Below are 19,618 nucleotides of genomic sequence, written 5' to 3' on the forward strand. Positions count from 1 at the left end.
GGAGGCACGCCAATGTCGCTCAATGCCACACTCGCCGCCGTCACCGACCGTATTATTGAACGCAGCCGTCCCACGCGCGAGGCCTATCTTGACCGGATGCGCGCCGCCGCCTCCAAAGGCCCCGCACGCGCGCACCTCAGCTGTTCCGGTCAGGCCCATGCCTATGCTGCCACCGGCCCGGATCAGGAAACACTCGCCACCGGCACAGGCGGCCACCTCGGGATCGTCACTGCCTATAACGACATGCTCTCGGCACATCAGCCGTTTGAGACCTATCCGATGTTGATCCGCGACGCCGTGCGCGAGGCGGGCGGCACCGCGCAGGTGGCAGGCGGCGTTCCGGCCATGTGCGATGGCGTCACGCAGGGCGAAGCAGGCATGGAGCTGTCGCTGTTCTCGCGTGACAGCATCGCAATGTCCGTAGGCATCGCGCTGTCACACAATGTCTTTGACGCCGCTGTCTTCCTCGGCGTCTGTGACAAAATCGTCCCCGGGTTGGTGATTGGCGCGCAGGCCTTTGGCCATCTGCCAGCAGTATTCCTGCCTGCGGGGCCGATGACGTCTGGTCTCTCGAATGACGAAAAAGCGCAGATCCGCCAGAAGTTTGCAAAGGGTGAGATCGGACGAGATGAGTTGTTGAAGGCCGAAATGGCTGCTTACCATGGCCCGGGCACCTGTACGTTTTATGGCACCGCCAATACCAACCAGATGCTGATGGAGTTCATGGGGCTGCACCTGCCCGGCTCCTCCTTCGTCAATCCCGGCACCGAGCTGCGCGATGCGCTGACCAAAGAGGGGGCGAAGCGCGCGCTGTCGCTTTCGGCGCTTGGCAATGACTACACGCCGACCTGCGATATCCTTGATGAGAAGGCGTTCGTGAACGGTATGGTTGGGCTGATGGCCACCGGCGGCTCCACCAACCTGCTGATCCACCTGATCGCCATGGCACGGGCCGGCGGGATTATCCTCGACTGGCAGGATTTCTCCGAAATCTCTGACGTGGTGCCACTGATCGCGCGGGTCTACCCCAACGGGCTGGCGGATGTGAATCACTTCCACGCCGCGGGCGGTCTGGGCTACATGATCGGCCAGCTGCTGGACGCCGGCTACCTGCACCCCGACACCAAAACCGTGACCGGTGAGGGTCTTGGCTCCTACCTGATGGAGCCGTTCCTTGATGCAGGCGCACTGACATGGCGCAAGGGCACCTCGGAAACGCTCAACGACAAGATCGTGCGCCCTGCTTCTGATCCGTTTCAAAAGACCGGTGGCCTTGCGCGCCTCACCGGCAACCTCGGTACCGGAGTAATGAAAATCTCCGCCGTCGCGGAGGAACATCGTGTGGTGGAGGCTCCTGTGCGTGTCTTCCACGATCAGGACGAGGCCAAGGCCGCCTTCAAGGCAGGCCAACTCGACAAGGGTGACGTGGTTATCGTGGTCCGCTTCCAGGGTCCCAAGGCCAATGGCATGCCGGAGCTGCACTCCATGACGCCTTTCCTGTCGATCATGCAGGGGCGCGGGCAGAAGGTAGCCCTTGTCACCGATGGGCGCATGTCCGGTGCTTCAGGCAAGGTACCTTCGGCGATCCATGTGGTGCCCGAAGCTCTCGACGGCGGCGCAATCGCCAAACTGCAGGATGGCGATGTGGTGCGGGTGGATGCGCTGAGCGGCGATCTGCAGGTACTGACCGAAGGCGTGCTCGACCGCCCCGCCGCCACCGCCGATCTGTCGTCTTATCAGCACGGCACCGGGCGCGAACTCTTCGCCCTGTTCCGCAATTCCGTGACCTCCGCCGATACCGGCGCAACCGTATTTGGAGTCTGATCCCATGGCCCTTACCCCGCAAGACGCCAGCAAACAGGCGCGCGAGATTTGCGCGCTGGCCCCCATCGTTCCGGTTCTCGTCGTCCACGATGTTGCACACGCCCGCCCTCTGGCCGAGGCGCTGGTGGCTGGTGGCCTGCCCGCACTGGAAGTCACCCTGCGCACCCCCGCAGCCCTCGATGTGATCCGCGAAATGGCGCAGGTCGAAGGCGGCGTTGTCGGTGCCGGTACGCTGGTCACTCCTGCCGATGTCACCGCCGCCGTTGCAGCGGGCGCCAAATTCGGTGTCTCCCCCGGCTCTACGCCGCTGTTGCTGGACGCCGCACTGGCCGCCGATCTGCCGATGCTGCCGGGTGCTGCCACCGCATCCGAAGCCATGGCGCTGCTGGAACTGGGCTATGACATGCTGAAGTTCTTCCCCGCCGAGGCCTCTGGCGGTGCCCCGGCGCTCAAGGCCATTGGCGCGCCTTTGCCGCAAATCTCATTCTGCCCCACCGGAGGCGTCAGCCCAACAAATGCCGACAGCTATCTGAGCCTGTCCAATGTGGTCTGCGCAGGTGGCAGCTGGGTCGCCCCCTCCAAATTGGTCGAGGCAGGCGACTGGAAAGCCATTGAAGAGCTTGCCCGCGAGGCCAGCCAGCTTTCACGCTAAGGCCTGCGCTTGATGGACTACACAAACCGGCGTGGCAGTCTCTCTGCCGCGCCGTTTTTTGCGCCTCACACCGCCCGACTGAGGCTTGACCCAAGCACAACGGCGCGACACCGTACGAGCGCGCCCGCCAAAGGAGACCTCATGACACAGATTTACACCGGAAGCTGCCTCTGCGGCACGATTGCGTTTGAGATCACGGGCAATGTTGCAGCCTTCTTCCTCTGCCACTGTTCGCGCTGTCGCAAGGGAACAGGCTCAGCCCATGCGGCAAACCTCTTTGCTCCCGGCGCGTCGGTCCGCTGGACACAAGGCAAAACAGAACTGCGTCACTACCAACACCACGGCAGCCGCCACCACCGTAGTTTTTGCGCCACCTGTGCAAGCCCGATGCCCCATGTGGGCAATGACCACATCGTGATCCCTGCCGGATGCCTCGACACCGCCCCCGATGTGCCAATCACCGCCGGGATCTGCTGGTCGGATCGTGCGGCATGGGTCGATGGCATTGCAGCGGCGCCAAAAATTGCGGGCTTGCCAGACGCCTAGGCGCAACCCAAAATTTTCGCTTGCCCTCAACCATAGTTGAGATCCGAAAACCGTCTCCACAGCTTCTATCGGAGACCACACATGCGAATTTTCCTTCTTGGTGCCACAGGTTCGATTGGCACGGCGGTCCTGCGCGAACTCCTGAGCGCGGGACATCACGTCACAGCACTTTGCCGGTCTGACACCGCTGCCAAAGCGGTGTCAGACCAAGGGGCCGCCGTTCAACGCGGTGATATGCGCCAGCCTGAGGAATGGTCAGAGGCCCTGAAAGGTCAGGATGTCGTGATCCACGCCGCGATTACATTCGATGATGAGATGGTCGCGGCGGATCGCACCGTGGTCGACACGATTCTCTCCGCCGCCGACCACCGTTCTACGCCTTTGCGCGTTGTCTATACCGGCGGGTGCTGGCTCTTTGGTGACACTCAGGGCCGCATCGCGACAGAAGACGATGGCTTCGCGCCGCTACCGGCTTTCAGTGCGATGCTCGATCATGCCCATTTGCTGATGAATGCGCCTGCCCTCGCAACCGCCACGCTACATCCTGCGATGGTGTATCACGAAGAAGGCGGCGTCTTTGATGGTATGCTTGCAGATATCAAAGCCAATCGCCCGGTTGAAATTTGGGGCAGCCCCGGCATTCGCTGGCCGCTGATCCACCGCACCGACCTCGCTGTTGCCTATCGCCTTCTGGCAGAGCGACCAGATCTCACGGGCCATTTCAATGCCGTGGCCCAAACTGGCGTCACTATCGGCGAGATTGCCGCTACGCTCTCCCGTTCTCACCATCACGATGGCCGTCAAACCTGCCTGCCGCGCATGGCCGTCCTCGCCCGCGAGGGGCACTGGGCCGAAGGACCAATGCTGGATCAAAGGCTCTCCTCCGCGCGTTTGATGCAGGCCTCAGGATGGTCACCACGATACAGTACACTCCAGCAGACCTTTCCACCGGTCTGACCCTCTCACGCCTCGACAGCAATTAAAGCGTCTTGCACGTCATACGGGAAAAAGAGTATCTCGGCCCTCTTGCGTAAAAGGAGGTCCAGATGCAGCGCGTGATGATCCTCGGACAACCCGGCTCGGGCAAGTCAACCCTTGCGCAAAAGCTCGGTCAGCGCAGCGGCTTACCTGTGTTTCACATCGACAAGATTCACTGGTCTGCGGGCTGGGTAGAGCGCCCCCGCGATGAGAAAACCCGCCTGTGCCTTGAAGTCCACGCGCGCCCGGCATGGATTTTTGAGGGCGGCCACTCGGCAACCTGGCCCGACCGGCTGGCGCGCGCCGATACCATCATCTGGCTCGACGTGCCGCTCGCGCTGCGCTTGTGGCGCGTCGTCAGACGTTCGCTGATCTATTGGGGTCGGTCGCGTCCCGACATGCCCGACGGCTGCCCCGAACAATTCAGTCTGGAGTTTTATCGCTTTATCTGGCGCACGCGCCACAGTTCGCGCTGTGCGATGCAGCGCCTGATCGACAATGCTCCGCCGGAAAAACACATCTACATCCTACAAAACCTGCGCGAGGTGGAGGCGTTTTTGAACGTACTCCCCAAAAGATCAGCCCCCACACAGCCGGACTAAACCCACTCCCAGTTTCACCTTTTTAAAATACCTCGGGGCGCACGAGGGGCAGCGCCCCTCGTCAGACAAAACTGTGCGCCGGGGCTTTGACCCGGCGCTCCGCTTAGTAGTCAGACACCAACAGATGCGTAGGCTCTGCATCCTCGTCGATCTGGCTGAAGCGTCCGATCTTCATCTCAAACACATTATCGGTGCGGTCATCATTCACGGTAGAGACCTCGCCAATCAGGCAATCACTGCCCTCCGCCCAAAACGCATGCCAAATTCCGGGCATCAATGTCACACTCTCGCCAGGCTCCAGCATCAGCTTACCCCCCGCAGGCAAGGTGCGTGCGATCCCATCGGTGGGCACAGTCACCGGTGCGACCCGGTCAATACCGCCTTCTTTATCGGGTGCGAACAATTCAATCACCAGCGTGCCGCCCCCCCTGTTGATGATGTCCTCCGCCTTGATGTTATGGCGATGCATCGGCGACAACTGGTCCTTGCGCGAAATCATGATCTTTTCCGCATAGAGCATCCCACGCCCGGCGCTCAGATCCTCGTGGCTGCCATTGCGCGCGGTGAACAGAAACAAGCCGAGTTCATCAAAACGCCCCTGCCCATAGTCGGTAATATCCCACCCCAAGCCGCGTGCCCGGATATCAGCCGCCTCAACCGCGCGCATCTGATCCGGGGACCAATGCGCAAAGGGGGGCAGATGCACCCCATGGCTTTTGATAAAAGACCAGCTTTGATCCAAAATTTCATTCACCTCAGAGCGTTTCATGCCCCGGTCTCCTTTATGTTTCAAAGGCGGATGCTGCACGCCAGATCAGATCTGCGGGCAGTCTGGCAGCATCAATGGCGCGCGCATTTGCCAGATCATTGCCCTGCGCCCGCGCAACAGCTGCCGCGTGATCCAGACCATGAACCAGCCAGCGCTGTATCAGCCGCGCTTCCAGTTCTTGGCTGGAAACTTCAAGTCGGATCGACACATCCCAAAGTGCTGCCACATCGCGCCAACCGGGCGCGTCAAATAGCAAATAATTGCCCTCAATGACTGCGACACGGCAGTCCGGCCCCACCTCTGCGGCGCCCGCAATGGCAATGTCGCGTTCCCGGTCAAACGCAGGATAGATCACATGATCCGCCTGTTTCAGCGCCTGACACAAACGCATAAATCCATCCAGATCAAAGGTCTCCGGCGCGCCTTTGCGTGCCAGCAACCCGCGTGTCTGAAGCAGGCGATTATCCAGATGAAACCCATCCATCGGCACCACCTCGGCCTTCAATCCGCGCGCTGTCAGCGCCTTGGCCAAAGGGGCTGACAACGTTGACTTCCCGCTGCCCGGTGCGCCAGACAGGGCCACCAACTGACGCCCCTGATGCGCGGTGTCGAGCTTTTCAATCACGCTTTGGCACAGCGCATCGATGGTCATGCGGCAGACAACTCCGGATCGGGTTCCTTTGCACCGGTCATATAAGCCACCGCATCCGACATTTCATGCTGTTTGGGGTCGATCACGCAGAGCCGCTTGCCCAGTCGATGCACATGAATGCGGTCGGCCACCTCAAACACATGCGGCATGTTGTGGCTGATCAGAATGATCGGAATGCCTCGCGATCTCACGTCCTGAATAAGCTCAAGCACCCGGCGGCTTTCTTTAACTCCAAGCGCCGCCGTCGGCTCATCAAGGATGATGACTTTAGAACCAAAAGCCGCCGCGCGCGCCACAGCTACGCCCTGACGCTGACCACCAGAGAGCGTTTCCACCGCCTGATTGATGTTCTGGATCGTCATCAACCCCAACTCATTGAGCTTTTCGCGGGCGACTTCTTCCATACGGCTGCGATCCAACTGTCGCAGGAATTGGCCGCGCCAGCCGGGTTTGCGCAATTCGCGCCCCATGAACATATTGTCAGCAATCGACAGCGCAGGCGACATGGCCAACGTCTGGTAAACCGTCTCGATCCCCGCCTCGCGCGCATCAATGGGCGAGTGGAAGTTCACCGGTTTTCCGTCCAGTTCCACAGTGCCCTCGTCCGGGATCACCGCGCCCGAGAGCGCCTTGATCAGGGTCGATTTTCCCGCGCCGTTGTCGCCAATCACCGCAAGGATCTCTCCCGGCATCAACTCAAAATCACAGTGATCGAGCGCAGTCACCTTGCCATAGCGTTTGACCAGATTGCGGCCTCTGAGAATGGGTTCCATTACACCGATACCTTTCTGATCCACTGGTCCACGGCCACGGCGGCGATGATCAGCACGCCGATGAGGAGATAGGTCCATTGCGCATCGGCACCAAGCAAACGCAAACCAAGGGTGAAGACACCAACGATGAGCGCGCCAAAGAAGGTGCCCAAGACCGAGCCCCGCCCGCCAAAGAGCGAGATCCCCCCGATCACCACTGCAGTAATGGATTCAATATTCGCAAGCTGGCCGGATGTGGGTGAAACCGACCCGATACGACCAATCAAAGCCCATCCCGCAAAGGCGCAGATCAGCCCCGAGAGCATGTAGACAGAGATCAATACCTTGTCGGTGTTGACACCCGACAACTCCGCCGCCTCCTTGTCATCTCCGACCGCATAGACGTGCCGCCCCCAAGCCGTGTGACGCAGCACATAAGCGAGGATCAGAACCAGCGCGATCATAAAGATGACCCCGTAAGTAAAGACCGCACCGCCCACTTTGAATTTCTCACCAAAGAACTGCAGGAACGCAGCCTTTTCCGCAATCTCCTGACTACGGATGGTTTCATTCGCGGAATAGAGGAAGTTTGACGCCAGCACGATCTGCCACATGCCGAGGGTCACAATAAAGGGAGGCAGCTTCATCTTGGCCACAAGCCAGCCATTAATATAGCCACAGAGCAACCCGCAGAGCAGCCCAAACGCCACACCCATGACCGGCGGCACACCATAACGGAAGGTGAATTGCCCCATCACCACCGATGAGAGCACCATAATTGCACCAACCGACAGGTCGATCCCCGCAGTGAGGATCACCAGAGACTGCGCACAGGCGACAATACCGACAATGCCCACTTGCTGCAGGATCAGGGTCATCGCGAAGGGGGAAAAGAACTTCGATCCCAAAAGCAGCCCAAAGATCACAATAGACATGACCAGCACGATCAATGGCACCAGAGAAGGCGTTACATGCAATGCGTGCTGAAATTTCTGAATGAAACTCTGCGGGCCATGGTCGAATTCGGCCACCTTGTCCGGACTTCCGGCAACCGCGGCTTCATAGCTCTGCGGGGTAGACATGATACTCCTCCAAATCACCCGCTGTGGCGGGGTTGGTCTTTGTTATTGTTATATTTTGGGGTGAAAGGGCGACGAATACGCGCCGCCCTGTTTCAAACATGACATTTTCTGGATCGAAGGCGCACTTCACCACACGGCCTGCGCCAAAGGGGTGGGACCAAATATGCCCCACCCTGTTCAGATCAGCCCCAGCAGAGGTTGGTGCCCTCAGTGGTATCGATGCTTTCGACACCCTTGACCGGCTTGTCAGTCACCAGTGCGACACCTGTATCAAAGAAGGCCTTGCCCGGGGTCGGTTCGGGTTTCACGCCCTCATCTGCCCATTTCTTGATCGCCTCAACGCCGAGCGAGGCCATCATCAGCGGATACTGCTGCGAGGTCGCACCGATCACACCGTCCTTGACGTTCTGCACACCGGGGCAGCCGCCATCGACAGAGACGATCAGCACGTCGTTTTCACGACCAATGGATTTCAGCGCCTCATAAGCGCCTGCCGCCGCAGGTTCGTTGATGGTGTAGACCACATTGATCATCGGATCTTTGGCGAGAAGGTTCTCCATCGCCTTGCGACCCCCCTCTTCGTTGCCTGCGGTCACATCGTTCCCAACGATACGCGGATCGGTCTCATCACCCCATTTATTGGGGTCGCCCAGATCAATGCCAAAGCCCTGAAGGAAGCCCTGATCGCGCAATACGCCCACTGTCGGCTGGCTGACGCCGAGGTCGAGCATCGCGATCTTTGCGTTTGCCGCCTCTTCGCCAAGCGAGGCCGCCGCCCACTGACCGATCAACTCACCTGCAAGAAAGTTATCGGTCGCAAAGGTTGCATCAGCGGCATCAATCGGGCTGAGCGGCGTGTCGAGCGCAATCACTACCAGACCGGCATCACGGGCCTGTTGAACAGCCGGAACAATCGACGAAGTGTCCGATGCCGTCAGCAAAATACCCTTAGCGCCATCAGCGATGCAGGTTTCAATCGCAGCCACCTGGGTTTCATGATCACCGTCAATTTTACCAGCAAAGGATTTGAGCTCCATGCCCAGTTCCTCCGCCTTGGCGGTCGCCCCTTCTTTCATTTTAACAAAGAACGGATTGGTGTCCGTCTTGGTGATCAAGCAGGCGGTCACCTTCTCATCGGCCTGCGCAGCACCCGCCAACAGGGCCGCACCAGCAATCGTGGTCAGCAAAAGTTTCTTCATGGTCTCCTCCCAGAAACAACAATCATACTCTGTGTATATGCATCGCTTAGCCCTCTTCTTCGCCGGGGCCCTCGCTGTGACTGACTGCATGAAAACCGTGATTCCACGTTTCTGTCAATAAATAAATAAAGTTGATTTATTAACTCGGCGCGCGCAAGCTCTTGCCTCAGATAAGGGAGGAGCGCATAGACCGGGCATGACAGATCCACGTCCTCACACCACCGGCGCAAGCCAAAGTGAATTGCGCGCTTATAACGAGCGGTTGTTGCTATCGTTGCTGCATCAGGACGGTGCGTTGCCGGGGAGCGAGATGGCACGCCGCACCGGGCTGTCGTCGCAGACAGTTTCAGTGATTTTGCGCAAGCTTGAACAGGACGGTCTGGTCCAAAGGGGCGAAAGCCAGAAGGGCCGCGTGGGGAAGCCTTCGGTCCCAATGAGCATCAACCCAGAAGGGCTGTTTTCCTTCGGTATAAAGATCGGCCGGCGCAGCACAGATCTGATGCTTACGGATTTTTGCGGTGGCGTGCGTGCTGAACGACGGCTCCGCTACCCCTATCCACAGCCCACCGAAGTATTTGATTTTATCAAAACCAGCATCGACGAGATCAGCGCTGACCTTAGCGCAAAACAACGTGCGCGCATCTGTGGTATCGGTGTGGCTACGCCGTTTGACCTCTGGCGCTGGCACGAGCAAATCGGAGCCCCAAAGGCCAGCCTCACCGCATGGCGCGCCCTTGATCCCGCAACCGAGATCGCCCGGTTTAGTTCGCTCAAAGTCTTTGTGATCAATGATGCCACTGCGGCGTGCCGTGCCGAACATATGTTCGGCAGCAGCCGTCGGTGGCGCGACAGCGTGTATTTCTTCATCGCCTCCTTTATTGGCGGTGGCGTGGTGCTGAATCACTCCGTCTATGAGGGCGGCATGGGCAACGCCGGTGCACTTGGCCCCCTGCCCTCCCAACGGGCCGATGGTCGCATTTGTCGCTTGCTCGATAGCGCCTCGATCCGCGAACTCGAACGGCAGCTCAACGAAGCCGATATCGACTCCAGCGCACTTTGGCAGCAGCCACAGGACTGGAGCCCCTTCGCCTCCCTTGTCGATCAATGGCTGGAAGAAACTGCCTGCGCTCTGGCGCGGGCTGCTTTGACAACCTGCGCGATCATCGATTTTCAGGCCGTGGTGATCGATGGTGCCATGCCTGCACCCGTCCGCAGCCGCCTCGTTGAACGCATTCGACGTGAACTCCCAACATTGGATTCGCGTGGTTTAATTCTGCCTCAGGTGGAAGAAGGCCAGATTGGCGCAAATGCCTCGGCCCTTGGCGCTGCGGCCAAACCTCTGATCGCACAGTATCTCCTCGACACACACGCAGGTTTTGCAGCACCAAACTGAGGCGATCCTGACGCATGACCGCCCTATTCTCTCACGCGATAAGCACTGGGGTTGACGAACAATTTATGCAGCGCGTAAACCAATCTTAAATTGGTTCCCCAAGGTCGGGAATGTAAAAGCGGGCAGGATCGACATGCTGGAATTGGAAACACTCTTGCCCTTGATGGGCGTTGCTGCGGGTGCGGGCATCGCTGGCGGCATCCTTGCGGGGCTACTTGGTGTCGGTGGCGGTATTGTTATCGTCCCCGCCCTCTATTTTGCACTTGGCCTTACGGGTATGGACCCGGCTTTGACGATGCAAGTGGCCGTAGGCACCTCGCTTGCAACCATCGTGTTCACGGCGCTGTCGTCGGGGTATGGCCACTACAAGAAAGGAGCGATCGACATGGCGCTCCTAAAGCTCTGGGCCCCTTCCATTCTCGGCGGTGTGGTCATCGGCGGCGTCTTGGGCGGGCTGGTCTCGGGCAATGTCTTGCTGATCGTCTTTGCCACAATCGCAATGGCGGTGGCACTGGATCTGATCCTGCGCAAACCCAAGGAATCCCCTGAACCGCGCTCGTTTTCCAAACCCGTCTGGGCCGCGCTTGGGGTCTTTGCTGGTGCGGTGTCCGCGATGATGGGCATTGGCGGCGGCTCTGTCTGCGTGCCAACGCTGAGTTTTCTCGGCTATGACATCCGCAAAGCCGTGGGCACGTCTGCCGCCATAGGGTTCATCATCGGCCTGCCCGGCGCGATTATCTACATGGCAACCGGCTTTGGCGCCGAAGGGTTGCCACCGCTATCGCTGGGCTATGTGAACCTGCTGCTGGCGGCCGTCATCATTCCCCTGTCGACAACCTTTGCCCGCATCGGAGTGAAGCTGGCCCATTCAATCCCGCGCCGTGCGTTGAAGCTGTCGTTTGGGCTGTTCCTCATGGCAACCTCTATCCGCATGTTTGCGGATCTGGCGGAGCAGGCAGGGTGGCTCTGAAGCCAGCAACGCTCGCTCAGACTGACTTGCGTGCGGCCATTCTTCAGGGAGATTTTTCCACGGATGGCCGCTTGCCCCCCGAACGCGTATTGGCGGAAAAGCTGGCCATTTCGCGCACACAATTGCGCGGTGTATTGGACGCGCTGGCCAAAGAGGGGCTGATTTTCCGCCGTCACGGTCAGGGCACCTTTCTGCAACCGCCCCCGGTGCAAGGGGCTGAACGGCTGAGCGCGCTTGCCCGGCGGGTTTCGCCCCGTGACCTGATGGAGGTGCGGCTGGATCTGGAACCAGCACTGGCCGCCCATGCCGCAACCCGTGGCAGCACCGAAGACAAATCCCGCCTTCTTCACCTGATGGAAGACAGCCTTATGGCACCCGATCTCGAAAGCTACGAGCGCGCCGACGACATCTTTCACTACAAGATCGCCCAAATGGCAGGAAACCCGGTGTTTCTATCCCTATTTGAGGAAATTCGCACCCTGCGCCAGGCAGCGGATTGGAAACGCACTCGGCGCGAGGCGCTCGGCCTTGAGGAAATCGCCGAGTTTTCAATCCTACACAGTGCCATCGCAAATTCCATTTGTGCAGGCTCCGCAGAGGCCGCACGCAGCGCAATGGCTGAACATCTGCAACAGGTCTCCCATGCGCTGCGCCGCAGTGACACTTGGCTTGAGAGCCCTGAGGTGTGATGCGCCATTGGCGTGACGCCCGTCCTGCGCGTCAGCGCCATAACCTGTGCGCCGCAGGCGCTCCGCTGGGTTACCCGGATGTCAGCTGCCCAGATCGGTCAACACCGCCAACAGCGTGTCCACATCGCCCTGTTCCAGATAGCGCTGGACCTCAATGACAATTCTCAGCTGCTTGGCCAGATACGCCATCTGGCGATGATTATTTTCAATGTGCCGCGCAGAAATCTCGGCATCGATCGCCTCCGCTTCTTTCAGGAGCTTATGCACCTCGGCGAGCGTCTTTTCATTGGCGATATCCTGCTTTTTCAGATGCGCTTTGATCGCAGAAAGCCCCTCCAGCGCGATGGTGCGCGCCTCGTCGCGCACTGATGTCTCCTGTACAGGATCGGCAATGGCATCCAACACCCGGCCCAAGGCCGCGTCGAGCTTGGTGACCAAACCGCTGCGCTCGGAACTGGCAAGCGGCAGCAAATCATTCACCGGCAGCGACAGCGGCAGATTCTGCCCCTTGGATTTGGACAAAAGCCCTCGACGCGCAGCAACAAAGGTACGCACCACAAAACGAGACGCCTCAGCCGCGCGTGGTGATCGCATAAGCGTTGCTGCCATCACCGCACCGTGTTCGGTATACATCATCGGCGGATGGCGCAGCCCACCATGTGCCTTTGATATTCCAAGTTGGAATTTCAAGTCGGCAAACTCGTCCTCATTCAGGCGAAACGCAAAATCCTCGCCAAAGCGTTCGGCGTTGTTGTTCACCAGTTTGTTGAGGTTCCCTGTGGTGTAGGAAAACAGCGCCGCAAGATCTGCGTCCCGGATCACCGGTTGGCCCCGAAACGTGAAAATCTGTGGTGTGGTCAATGTCTCGTCCGTCATAAAGGCGCTGAAACTCCGCTTTGGTCAAATCCAATGGCGCAATGCTTGATCTTCCATCCCGGAATATCAAGATGAGAGTGCACCGTCTCAGCGCCCCATGACAGAACGGGTCAGATCCGCCTACCGCGCTCGCAGATAATTCCGCGCTCCGATCAGGCCAAAATTGGGCTGATGATAGAGATGCAGCGGCAATTCTTCACGCCACGCGGTATGACGCCCGCCCGCGTTGAACGCCTCCACAAAGGCATCATCAAAGATCCAGGGGTTGGCGGCAGCAACGCCCCCGGTCACGAACACGCCCCCTTTGGCCGCGAAGACGAGGCCGAGGTCACCCGCGACCCCGGCGAGATACTGCGCAAACAGCTCAACCGCGCGCACCGCTGCGGTGTCGAGCCGGGCATGGGCGGATTGAAAGATCTCGGCCCCCGTAGAAAGCGGCGCAGTCAGTTCCATGCTGCGTGCCACCGCGCGATAAAAATAGGGTAGCCCGGTTCCCGATAAGATCCCCTCCGCCTCCACCGCAAGCCCCGGCCCCATGCCGATCTCGGGCCACTCTTCCCGCAGGGCCTCAAAGATCGCGACCTCTTCAGCGGTGCGCGGGCCGATTGCCACATGACCGCCTTCGCCGGGCACCACGCAGGGTTCACCATTGGCCCAGATCAAGGCCCCGACGCCAAGCCCCGTGCCGGGACCGATAATCAGGCAAGGCTCCTTAGGAAACACCGCCTGCCCTTGCAGAACTGTCACATCCCCCTCACCCACAGAAGCCAATGACCAAGCAGCCGCTTCAAAATCATTGAGCACTTTGACGCGCTCGGTCTGCAGGGCAGCAGCGATCCCGCGTTCCGAAAAACTCTGGTTGGCGTTGGTCAGCTGTACCGATCCCGCGCGCACCACGCCCGCCGCCGCAATCACTGCACGCCCCGGCGCACTGGCGCGGTGGGCTGCAAAATCTGCGCAGGCCTCTTCCAGATTGCGCGTGCCCTTGCTGTCATAGCGGGCCTGTTCGAGGATCTCGCCCTCGACGTTCACGGCCGCAAGCCGCATATTGGTTCCGCCGACGTCAGCGATCAGATTCCACATCTTAGCCCCTCCAGCCCGCCACGCACACAAGGTACGGGCAGACCCGATGCTCAGGTTGTCAGTTGCCAAGGGTCAAACAGGCTCAGCGCGCACAGGTCAAGTCTCGCAGGTCATTTCACGACCGCTTTGCTGACCGCGAGCCAAAACCCGCGTGACTGTCGCGCAAGAGCGCGCAGGGCGCAAGTGTTAGCGCAAACAAATTTCACGTAAACACTTACTGCGTCAGATAAGCCACCGGCTCGAAATGGTACATGTCTTCGAAGTTGCACAGCTCCAGCGGCCCAAGATCGATCCGGGCCAGCTGCGCCGCATAACGGGCAAAGACCTCATCCGAGAAGGCCACAAGATCTGCCGCCTCCGCCGCATCCAACCAGCGCAACAGATAACCAAGGGTCGAATGAAACGTATAGGTGTCAAAGTGATCCGGACGCAGCCCGGTCATCTCGCGCAGAGAGACGCGAGTGGCGCGCAGGCGAGCGTCTTCCGTGGCATCAACGCCCTCAAGGGTCACGGAATGCCCGGCAAACAGGCCCCGTGCACTCACATGTCTGCTCTGTGGAAGGTCCTGACCCACCAATCTGTCCTGAAAGGCCGCCGTCACCTCGTCCCGTGTTGCACCCCGCGCGATACCAGCGGGCCAGTTGCGTTCATCTGGAGCGACCCCACCAAACACTGTCATATGTAGGCTGGAAACCGGGAGCCACGTAAAGAGCGCACCAAACGGACTCTCACGGACGTCATTTTGCATCTCACACAGGGCCGCATGTGCATCGCTGCGTGGGTCGATATGACAGATCACCGTGTTTCCCGGCCAATGCAACACAGTTCCATCGGGTGCGAATTTCCCACCCTGCCCCGGCTCTGTAATCGCAGCCGGACGGTTGGTTTCAGCATCGGCACCGGTCAAATGCCGTATCGGGTCTGGGCGAAAGATAGCCATCGGGTCTCGTCCTTGAATGGTCTGACCCACCAGCCCTATCGCCCTTTCATGTCAGGTGTTTGACAGCCGCTAGGCCGATGCAACCGCTGACACCGCGTGACCCGTCAGCGCTTTCAGCTTATCCACCGCTTGCACCAATTCTGGCCCAACCTGTTCATGAATGCGCGCATTGCTTAGATCATCCACATTGGCCCCACAGAAGATCGAGACCGGCTCGCCAATTTCAGACGGGCGAAACGGGGTGGCAACCGCATTGATCGCCCGGGAGTAGCGCACATCTTCGCACACGCAGGCATAGCCAAGGCGGCGCAGCTGCGAGCGATGATAGTCCCACACCTCTTCGCACATCTCCGCTGCCTCAACCGACAACAGTGTTTCCAGCTTTTCGCGCTCTTCTCGCGACAGCGCCCCCAAATAGGCAATCCCGGATGAGGAGGTCATCACCGGCATGCGATACCCGACATCAAGCCAGATGGTACCGGACCCTTCTGGCCGCCACGTTTTGACAATCAGCATATTGCCATCATCCTGAATGGCCACGCCCACTAGCGCATTCACCTTATTGGCAAGGGCCTGCATGATTGGTGAGGCCACCGTCACAAATCCAAAGGCCGCAGAGGCGATGTTGCCGAGCGCTAAAGCCGCAGGACCAAGGCGATATTTGTCGAAATGCCGCCCATGCGTGAGATAGCCGAGCGCACAGAGCGTAAACGTCAGACGTGAAACCGTCGAACGCGGAATGCCGGTGCGTTCGGAAATTTCGAGATTGCCCAGCCCGTTGTCCGAAGGACGAAACGCACGCAAAATCTTGAGCCCTCGGGCCAGAGTATTGGCGTATCTCCGATCCTGCTCGAGATCGCGCATCGTTTTTCGTCCTTTAGCATCACCTGAAGGCGCAATCATACAAAGTTTTCTCGCGTTAAGAAAAGTAGATTTACTAAGACTCTCAATGCATTTGCCGTAAGATCACCAATGATTGATGAGACATTTGCAGTCGTGGCGATGGCACGCTGTTTTTTGCGTGCCATCTGAGTTTTACAGGACCAGCCCGGCCCCAAAAGCGGTGGATCAGAAGATCTCAAATAGGCCCGCCGCGCCCTGACCCCCACCGATGCACATGGTCACCACACCGAGTTTCGCACCCCGGCGCTTGCCCTCAAGGAGCAAATGCCCCGTCATCCGCGCGCCCGTCATGCCAAAGGGGTGGCCGATAGAGATAGACCCGCCGTTCACATTGCAAATTGCAGGATCAATCTCCAGCCGTTCACGACAGTAAAGCGCCTGCGACGCAAAGGCCTCGTTGAGTTCCCACAGGTCAATGTCGGAAACCTTCAGACCATGGCGTTCCAACAGGCGCGGCACCGCAAAGACCGGGCCGATCCCCATCTCATCGGGTTCACAGCCTGCGGTGACAAACCCCTTGAGCGCGCCAAGCGGCTCCAGCCCCTGCTGTGCGGCAAGATCTGCGTCCATCACCACCAACGCCGCCGCCCCATCGGAGAGTTGCGAGGCGTTGCCAGCGGTCACAAAGTTACCCTCGCCGCGCACGGGTTTCAGACCCGCGAGACCCTCAAGCGTGGTGTTGGGTCGGTTGCAGTCATCCATCGAGAAGGTCACCTCTTTATAGGAAACCTCCTTGGTTTCCTTATCGGTGATCTTCTGCGTCACGGTGATGGGTACGATTTCATCGTCCAGCTTGCCTGCAGCCTGCGCCGCTGCCGTGCGCATCTGGCTTTCCAGTGACAGCTCGTCCTGCGCCTCGCGGCTCACGCCATAACGCTGCGCAACCACATCGGCGGTCTCGATCATGGTCATATAGACTTCGGGCTTATTCGCCTCGATCCATTCGTCCCGGCGTTGCGCCGGGCGCGAGGGCGGCATTTGGCTGATGCTTTCAACCCCGCCCGCGATGGCGGCAGAGGCGCCCTCTAGGGTAACCGCATGGCTCGCCATGGCGATAGCCTGCAGCCCGGACGAGCAAAAACGGTTCACCGTCGCAGCGGCCACCGTCACCGGCAGCCCCGCGCGCACCACAGCCTGACGTGCGATATTGCCGCCAGTCCAGCCCTCTGGATAGCCGCAGCCAATAAACGCATCCTCAATCAGTGCCGGGTCCACTTTGGAACGCGCGACAGCGTGTTGGATCGCGTGGCCCGCGATGTGGGCACCATGGGTGTCGTTAAAGGCGCCGCGATAAGATTTGGCGAGACCCGTGCGGGCAGTGGAGACGATAACGGCTTGTTTCATAGGTAGTTCCTCCCCGAGGCAATCAGGCGTTGTTAAGGTCGGCAAAGGTCTTACCCTCAGCCACCAGACGTTTCAGAAGCGATGCAGGTTGCCACAGGAAGTCATCCTCCTGCGCAAACCGTTCGATATCGGCGAGGATTTTATCAAGACCCACGGTATCGGCGTATTGCATCGGGCCACCACGCCAGCGCGGGAAGCCATAGCCATTCAGCAGGGTCACATCGACGTCAAGCGGACGCAGTGCGATACCTTCCTCCACCACACGGGCGGCCTCATTCACCATCGCAGCCATGTAGCGATCGACAATTTCCTGCTCAGAGATTTTACGCGCGGCAATGCCTTTGGCGGCGCGCTCCATGGCGATATGCTCCAGCACCTCGTCATTCGGAACCTGCCCCTCCTCGCCATAAACGTAGAATCCTTTGCCGGTCTTGCGCCCGAAATGGCCCGCCTCGCACAGACGATCCGCAAACTCTGCATAGACCTCACGCGGATCGCGGGTCGGGGCGAGACGCTTGCGAGTGGCCCATCCGATGTCCAGACCGGCCAGATCGCTCACCGCATAGGGCCCCATCGCAAGGCCGAAATTCACCAAGGCGCGATCCACCTCAAAGGGGCTTGCGCCTGCAAGCACCGCACCATCGCCAGCTTTCCGGTAATGGCTCAGGATACGATTGCCGATAAAGCCATCACAAACACCTGCGCGCACCGCGACTTTTTTCAACCGTTTCGCAAGCGCAAAGCCGGTGGCTGTGACCTCTGGTGCCGTTTTGTCCGCAACCACGATTTCCAACAGACGCATCACATGCGCGGGCGAAAAGAAATGCAGCCCGATCACATCCTCAGGCCGGGACGTCATCGCTGCGATCTCATTCACATCAAGATATGAGGTGTTAGACGCTAGAATCGCACCGGGTTTGCAGATTGCATCGAGCTTGGTGAAAACATCCTTTTTCACCTCCATGCTCTCAAAGACAGCCTCAATCACCACATCTGCCTCGGCGAGCGTGGCGTAGTCGTCGCTAGCACGGAAGGTTCCGCCCATGATGGCGTCGTAATTCTCTTGTGAGAGTTTGCCGCGTTTGACCGACCCTTGCAGGGTCTTTGACACATTGGCCTCAGCGCGCGCGACAGCATCTGCGTCGCGCTCAATCAGTGTCACCTGAAGCCCTGCCAGCAGCGCCGAAACCGCAATACCTGCACCCATGGTGCCGCCGCCGATCACACCGATCTGGTCAATCGTACGAGGCGCAACATCCTTGATCTCTGGTACTTTGGCCACCTGCCGCTCGGCAAAGAACGCATGTATCAGGGCTGCGCGCTGGTCACTTTCCATCAATTCCTGAAATAAGGCGCGCTCATTGGCGAGACCCTCTGCAAACGAAAGGCGCGTCGCGCCCTCCACCGCTTTGATGCAGTTTTGGGGCGCCAGTTGCCCACGCGCTTTTTTCGCTAGTCGTGTGCGGGCGGCATCAAACACCTCAGCCGCGACCGGCACTGGAGAAAGTTCACTGGTCCGGCGCGGCGTGGCACCGGAGGCGACCAATTCCCGCGCGTAAGTTAGGCCCATTTCACGAACGTCGGAGGTATCGCTGATGCGATCAATCACACCGGCCTTCAGCGCTTCATCTGCGCTGATCTGACGGCCGGACGTTATGGCTTCCAGCGCGAATTCTACTCCCGCCAGACGCGGCAGGCGCTGGGTTCCCCCCGCCCCCGGTAGAATACCAAGCGTGACCTCCGGCAGACCAAAACGCGCGTTTGGTACTGCCACGCGGTAATGCGCCCCAAGGGCGACCTCAAGACCGCCGCCAAGAGCTGTGCCATGCAGGGCCGCGACGACCGGAACGACGCATGCTTCAATGCGGTTGATCAAATCCGGCAGGAACGGCTCTTGCGGCGGTTTGCCAAATTCACGGATGTCTGCCCCCGCAATAAAGGTGCGGTCCGTGCCATAAATCACCACTGCCTTCACATCATCGCGGCGCGCGATCTCGGCAAAGGCTGCATCCAGACCGCTGCGCACAGCGTGGCTGAGGGCGTTTACGGGCGGATTGGCGATCGCGATGACTGCAATATCATCAACAACTTCCATAAGCACGGGGTTCGACACGGGCGGCTCCTCCTTGCGCGGCAGCATTCGATTCCGCCTAAGTCCTATCCTCCCCGCCGCTCAATTTCAATATGCGGAATTATGTGCTTCAATGCGGAATACCTCTGCTGCGCATTAAAAAAACCCGGCAGGAGCAATTCCCACCGGGGTTTGTTCATCACATTGCAGTTTGTCTTATGCGATCAGGAGCCGGTCGCCTTGACGTCATCGAAGTCGGACCAGTCTGTCACTCTTGGCGTTTCAGCTTCGAC

General features: G+C 59.4%; 19 protein-coding genes. 8 read left to right on the forward strand and 11 right to left on the reverse strand.

The window, feature by feature from the left end; all coding sequences use genetic code 11:
• The first annotated feature begins 12 nt into the window (after positions 1-12).
• From edd to UB90_RS03140, 5 genes are all read left to right on the forward strand, one after another.
• Positions 13-1,824 (forward strand): phosphogluconate dehydratase, encoded by a 1,812-nt coding sequence (gene edd, locus UB90_RS03120; RefSeq protein WP_065324841.1) that lies wholly within the window; start codon positions 13-15, stop codon positions 1,822-1,824.
• Between the two features lie 4 nt (positions 1,825-1,828).
• Complete coding sequence (eda, locus tag UB90_RS03125; protein ID WP_065321679.1) at positions 1,829-2,476, forward strand: bifunctional 4-hydroxy-2-oxoglutarate aldolase/2-dehydro-3-deoxy-phosphogluconate aldolase; 648 nt, start codon at positions 1,829-1,831, stop codon at positions 2,474-2,476.
• A 141-nt stretch (positions 2,477-2,617) separates the two neighbouring features.
• On the forward strand, positions 2,618-3,022 hold the full coding sequence (locus tag UB90_RS03130; RefSeq protein ID WP_065324842.1) for a GFA family protein: 405 nt from the start codon (positions 2,618-2,620) through the stop codon (positions 3,020-3,022).
• A gap of 81 nt (positions 3,023-3,103) precedes the next feature.
• Positions 3,104-3,979 (forward strand): NAD-dependent epimerase/dehydratase family protein, encoded by an 876-nt coding sequence (locus UB90_RS03135; protein ID WP_065324843.1) that lies wholly within the window; start codon positions 3,104-3,106, stop codon positions 3,977-3,979.
• An 89-nt stretch (positions 3,980-4,068) separates the two neighbouring features.
• Complete coding sequence (locus UB90_RS03140) at positions 4,069-4,602, forward strand: P-loop NTPase family protein (RefSeq protein WP_065324844.1); 534 nt, start codon at positions 4,069-4,071, stop codon at positions 4,600-4,602.
• A 103-nt stretch (positions 4,603-4,705) separates the two neighbouring features.
• Here the strand turns inward: UB90_RS03140 and UB90_RS03145 are convergent, their stop codons facing one another.
• The 5 genes from UB90_RS03145 to UB90_RS03165 form a co-directional block, all read right to left on the reverse strand.
• Entirely contained in the window at positions 4,706-5,371 is a 666-nt protein-coding gene (locus UB90_RS03145) for a D-lyxose/D-mannose family sugar isomerase (protein ID WP_065324845.1), read from the reverse strand.
• 13 nt (positions 5,372-5,384) lie between these two features.
• Positions 5,385-6,023, reverse strand: a complete 639-nt coding sequence (locus tag UB90_RS03150; RefSeq protein WP_065324846.1) for a nucleoside triphosphate hydrolase — start codon at positions 6,021-6,023, stop codon at positions 5,385-5,387.
• Positions 6,020-6,796 carry an ATP-binding cassette domain-containing protein gene (locus UB90_RS03155; protein ID WP_009176568.1) on the reverse strand — a complete coding sequence of 259 codons (777 nt, stop codon included), beginning with the start codon at positions 6,794-6,796 and terminating at the stop codon, positions 6,020-6,022. The genes UB90_RS03150 and UB90_RS03155 overlap by 4 nt, the downstream gene beginning before the upstream one ends.
• Positions 6,796-7,857 carry an ABC transporter permease gene (locus tag UB90_RS03160; protein ID WP_065324847.1) on the reverse strand — a complete coding sequence of 354 codons (1,062 nt, stop codon included), beginning with the start codon at positions 7,855-7,857 and terminating at the stop codon, positions 6,796-6,798. Before UB90_RS03160 ends, UB90_RS03155 begins: the two co-directional genes overlap by 1 nt.
• Before the next feature lie 182 nt (positions 7,858-8,039).
• On the reverse strand, positions 8,040-9,056 hold the full coding sequence (locus tag UB90_RS03165; protein ID WP_065324848.1) for a sugar ABC transporter substrate-binding protein: 1,017 nt from the start codon (positions 9,054-9,056) through the stop codon (positions 8,040-8,042).
• A gap of 196 nt (positions 9,057-9,252) precedes the next feature.
• Here UB90_RS03165 and UB90_RS03170 point away from each other — a divergent pair, with 196 nt between their 5' ends.
• The 3 genes from UB90_RS03170 (at position 9,253) to UB90_RS03180 (ending at position 12,108) form a co-directional block, all read left to right on the forward strand.
• Positions 9,253-10,449 (forward strand): ROK family transcriptional regulator, encoded by a 1,197-nt coding sequence (locus tag UB90_RS03170; protein WP_065324849.1) that lies wholly within the window; start codon positions 9,253-9,255, stop codon positions 10,447-10,449.
• A gap of 133 nt (positions 10,450-10,582) precedes the next feature.
• Positions 10,583-11,419 (forward strand): sulfite exporter TauE/SafE family protein, encoded by an 837-nt coding sequence (locus UB90_RS03175; protein WP_065324850.1) that lies wholly within the window; start codon positions 10,583-10,585, stop codon positions 11,417-11,419.
• The gene (locus UB90_RS03180) at positions 11,410-12,108 is read left to right on the forward strand and encodes a FadR/GntR family transcriptional regulator (protein ID WP_065324851.1); all 699 of its coding nucleotides are present in this window, start codon (positions 11,410-11,412) and stop codon (positions 12,106-12,108) included. Before UB90_RS03175 ends, UB90_RS03180 begins: the two co-directional genes overlap by 10 nt.
• 81 nt (positions 12,109-12,189) lie before the next feature.
• Here the strand turns inward: UB90_RS03180 and UB90_RS03185 are convergent, their stop codons facing one another.
• The 6 genes from UB90_RS03185 to UB90_RS03210 form a co-directional block, all read right to left on the reverse strand.
• Entirely contained in the window at positions 12,190-12,984 is a 795-nt protein-coding gene (locus tag UB90_RS03185; RefSeq protein ID WP_065321624.1) for an ORF6N domain-containing protein, read from the reverse strand.
• 120 nt (positions 12,985-13,104) lie between these two features.
• The gene (locus UB90_RS03190; protein ID WP_009177228.1) at positions 13,105-14,067 is read right to left on the reverse strand and encodes a glucokinase; all 963 of its coding nucleotides are present in this window, start codon (positions 14,065-14,067) and stop codon (positions 13,105-13,107) included.
• Positions 14,068-14,281: 214 nt separating this feature from the next.
• A complete protein-coding gene (locus UB90_RS03195; protein WP_065324852.1) occupies positions 14,282-15,007 on the reverse strand; it encodes a DUF1868 domain-containing protein in 726 nt (241 codons plus the stop codon).
• 69 nt (positions 15,008-15,076) lie between these two features.
• Positions 15,077-15,871, reverse strand: coding sequence for an IclR family transcriptional regulator (locus tag UB90_RS03200; RefSeq protein ID WP_005634857.1), 795 nt, complete (start codon positions 15,869-15,871; stop codon positions 15,077-15,079).
• Positions 15,872-16,075: 204 nt separating this feature from the next.
• The gene (locus UB90_RS03205; protein ID WP_065321622.1) at positions 16,076-17,254 is read right to left on the reverse strand and encodes an acetyl-CoA C-acyltransferase; all 1,179 of its coding nucleotides are present in this window, start codon (positions 17,252-17,254) and stop codon (positions 16,076-16,078) included.
• A gap of 22 nt (positions 17,255-17,276) precedes the next feature.
• Positions 17,277-19,367, reverse strand: coding sequence for a 3-hydroxyacyl-CoA dehydrogenase NAD-binding domain-containing protein (locus UB90_RS03210; protein ID WP_211267729.1), 2,091 nt, complete (start codon positions 19,365-19,367; stop codon positions 17,277-17,279).
• Positions 19,368-19,618: the final 251 nt, after the last annotated feature.

This window comes from Tritonibacter mobilis, from assembly GCF_001681715.1.
GTDB classification, from domain to species: domain Bacteria; phylum Pseudomonadota; class Alphaproteobacteria; order Rhodobacterales; family Rhodobacteraceae; genus Epibacterium; species Epibacterium mobile.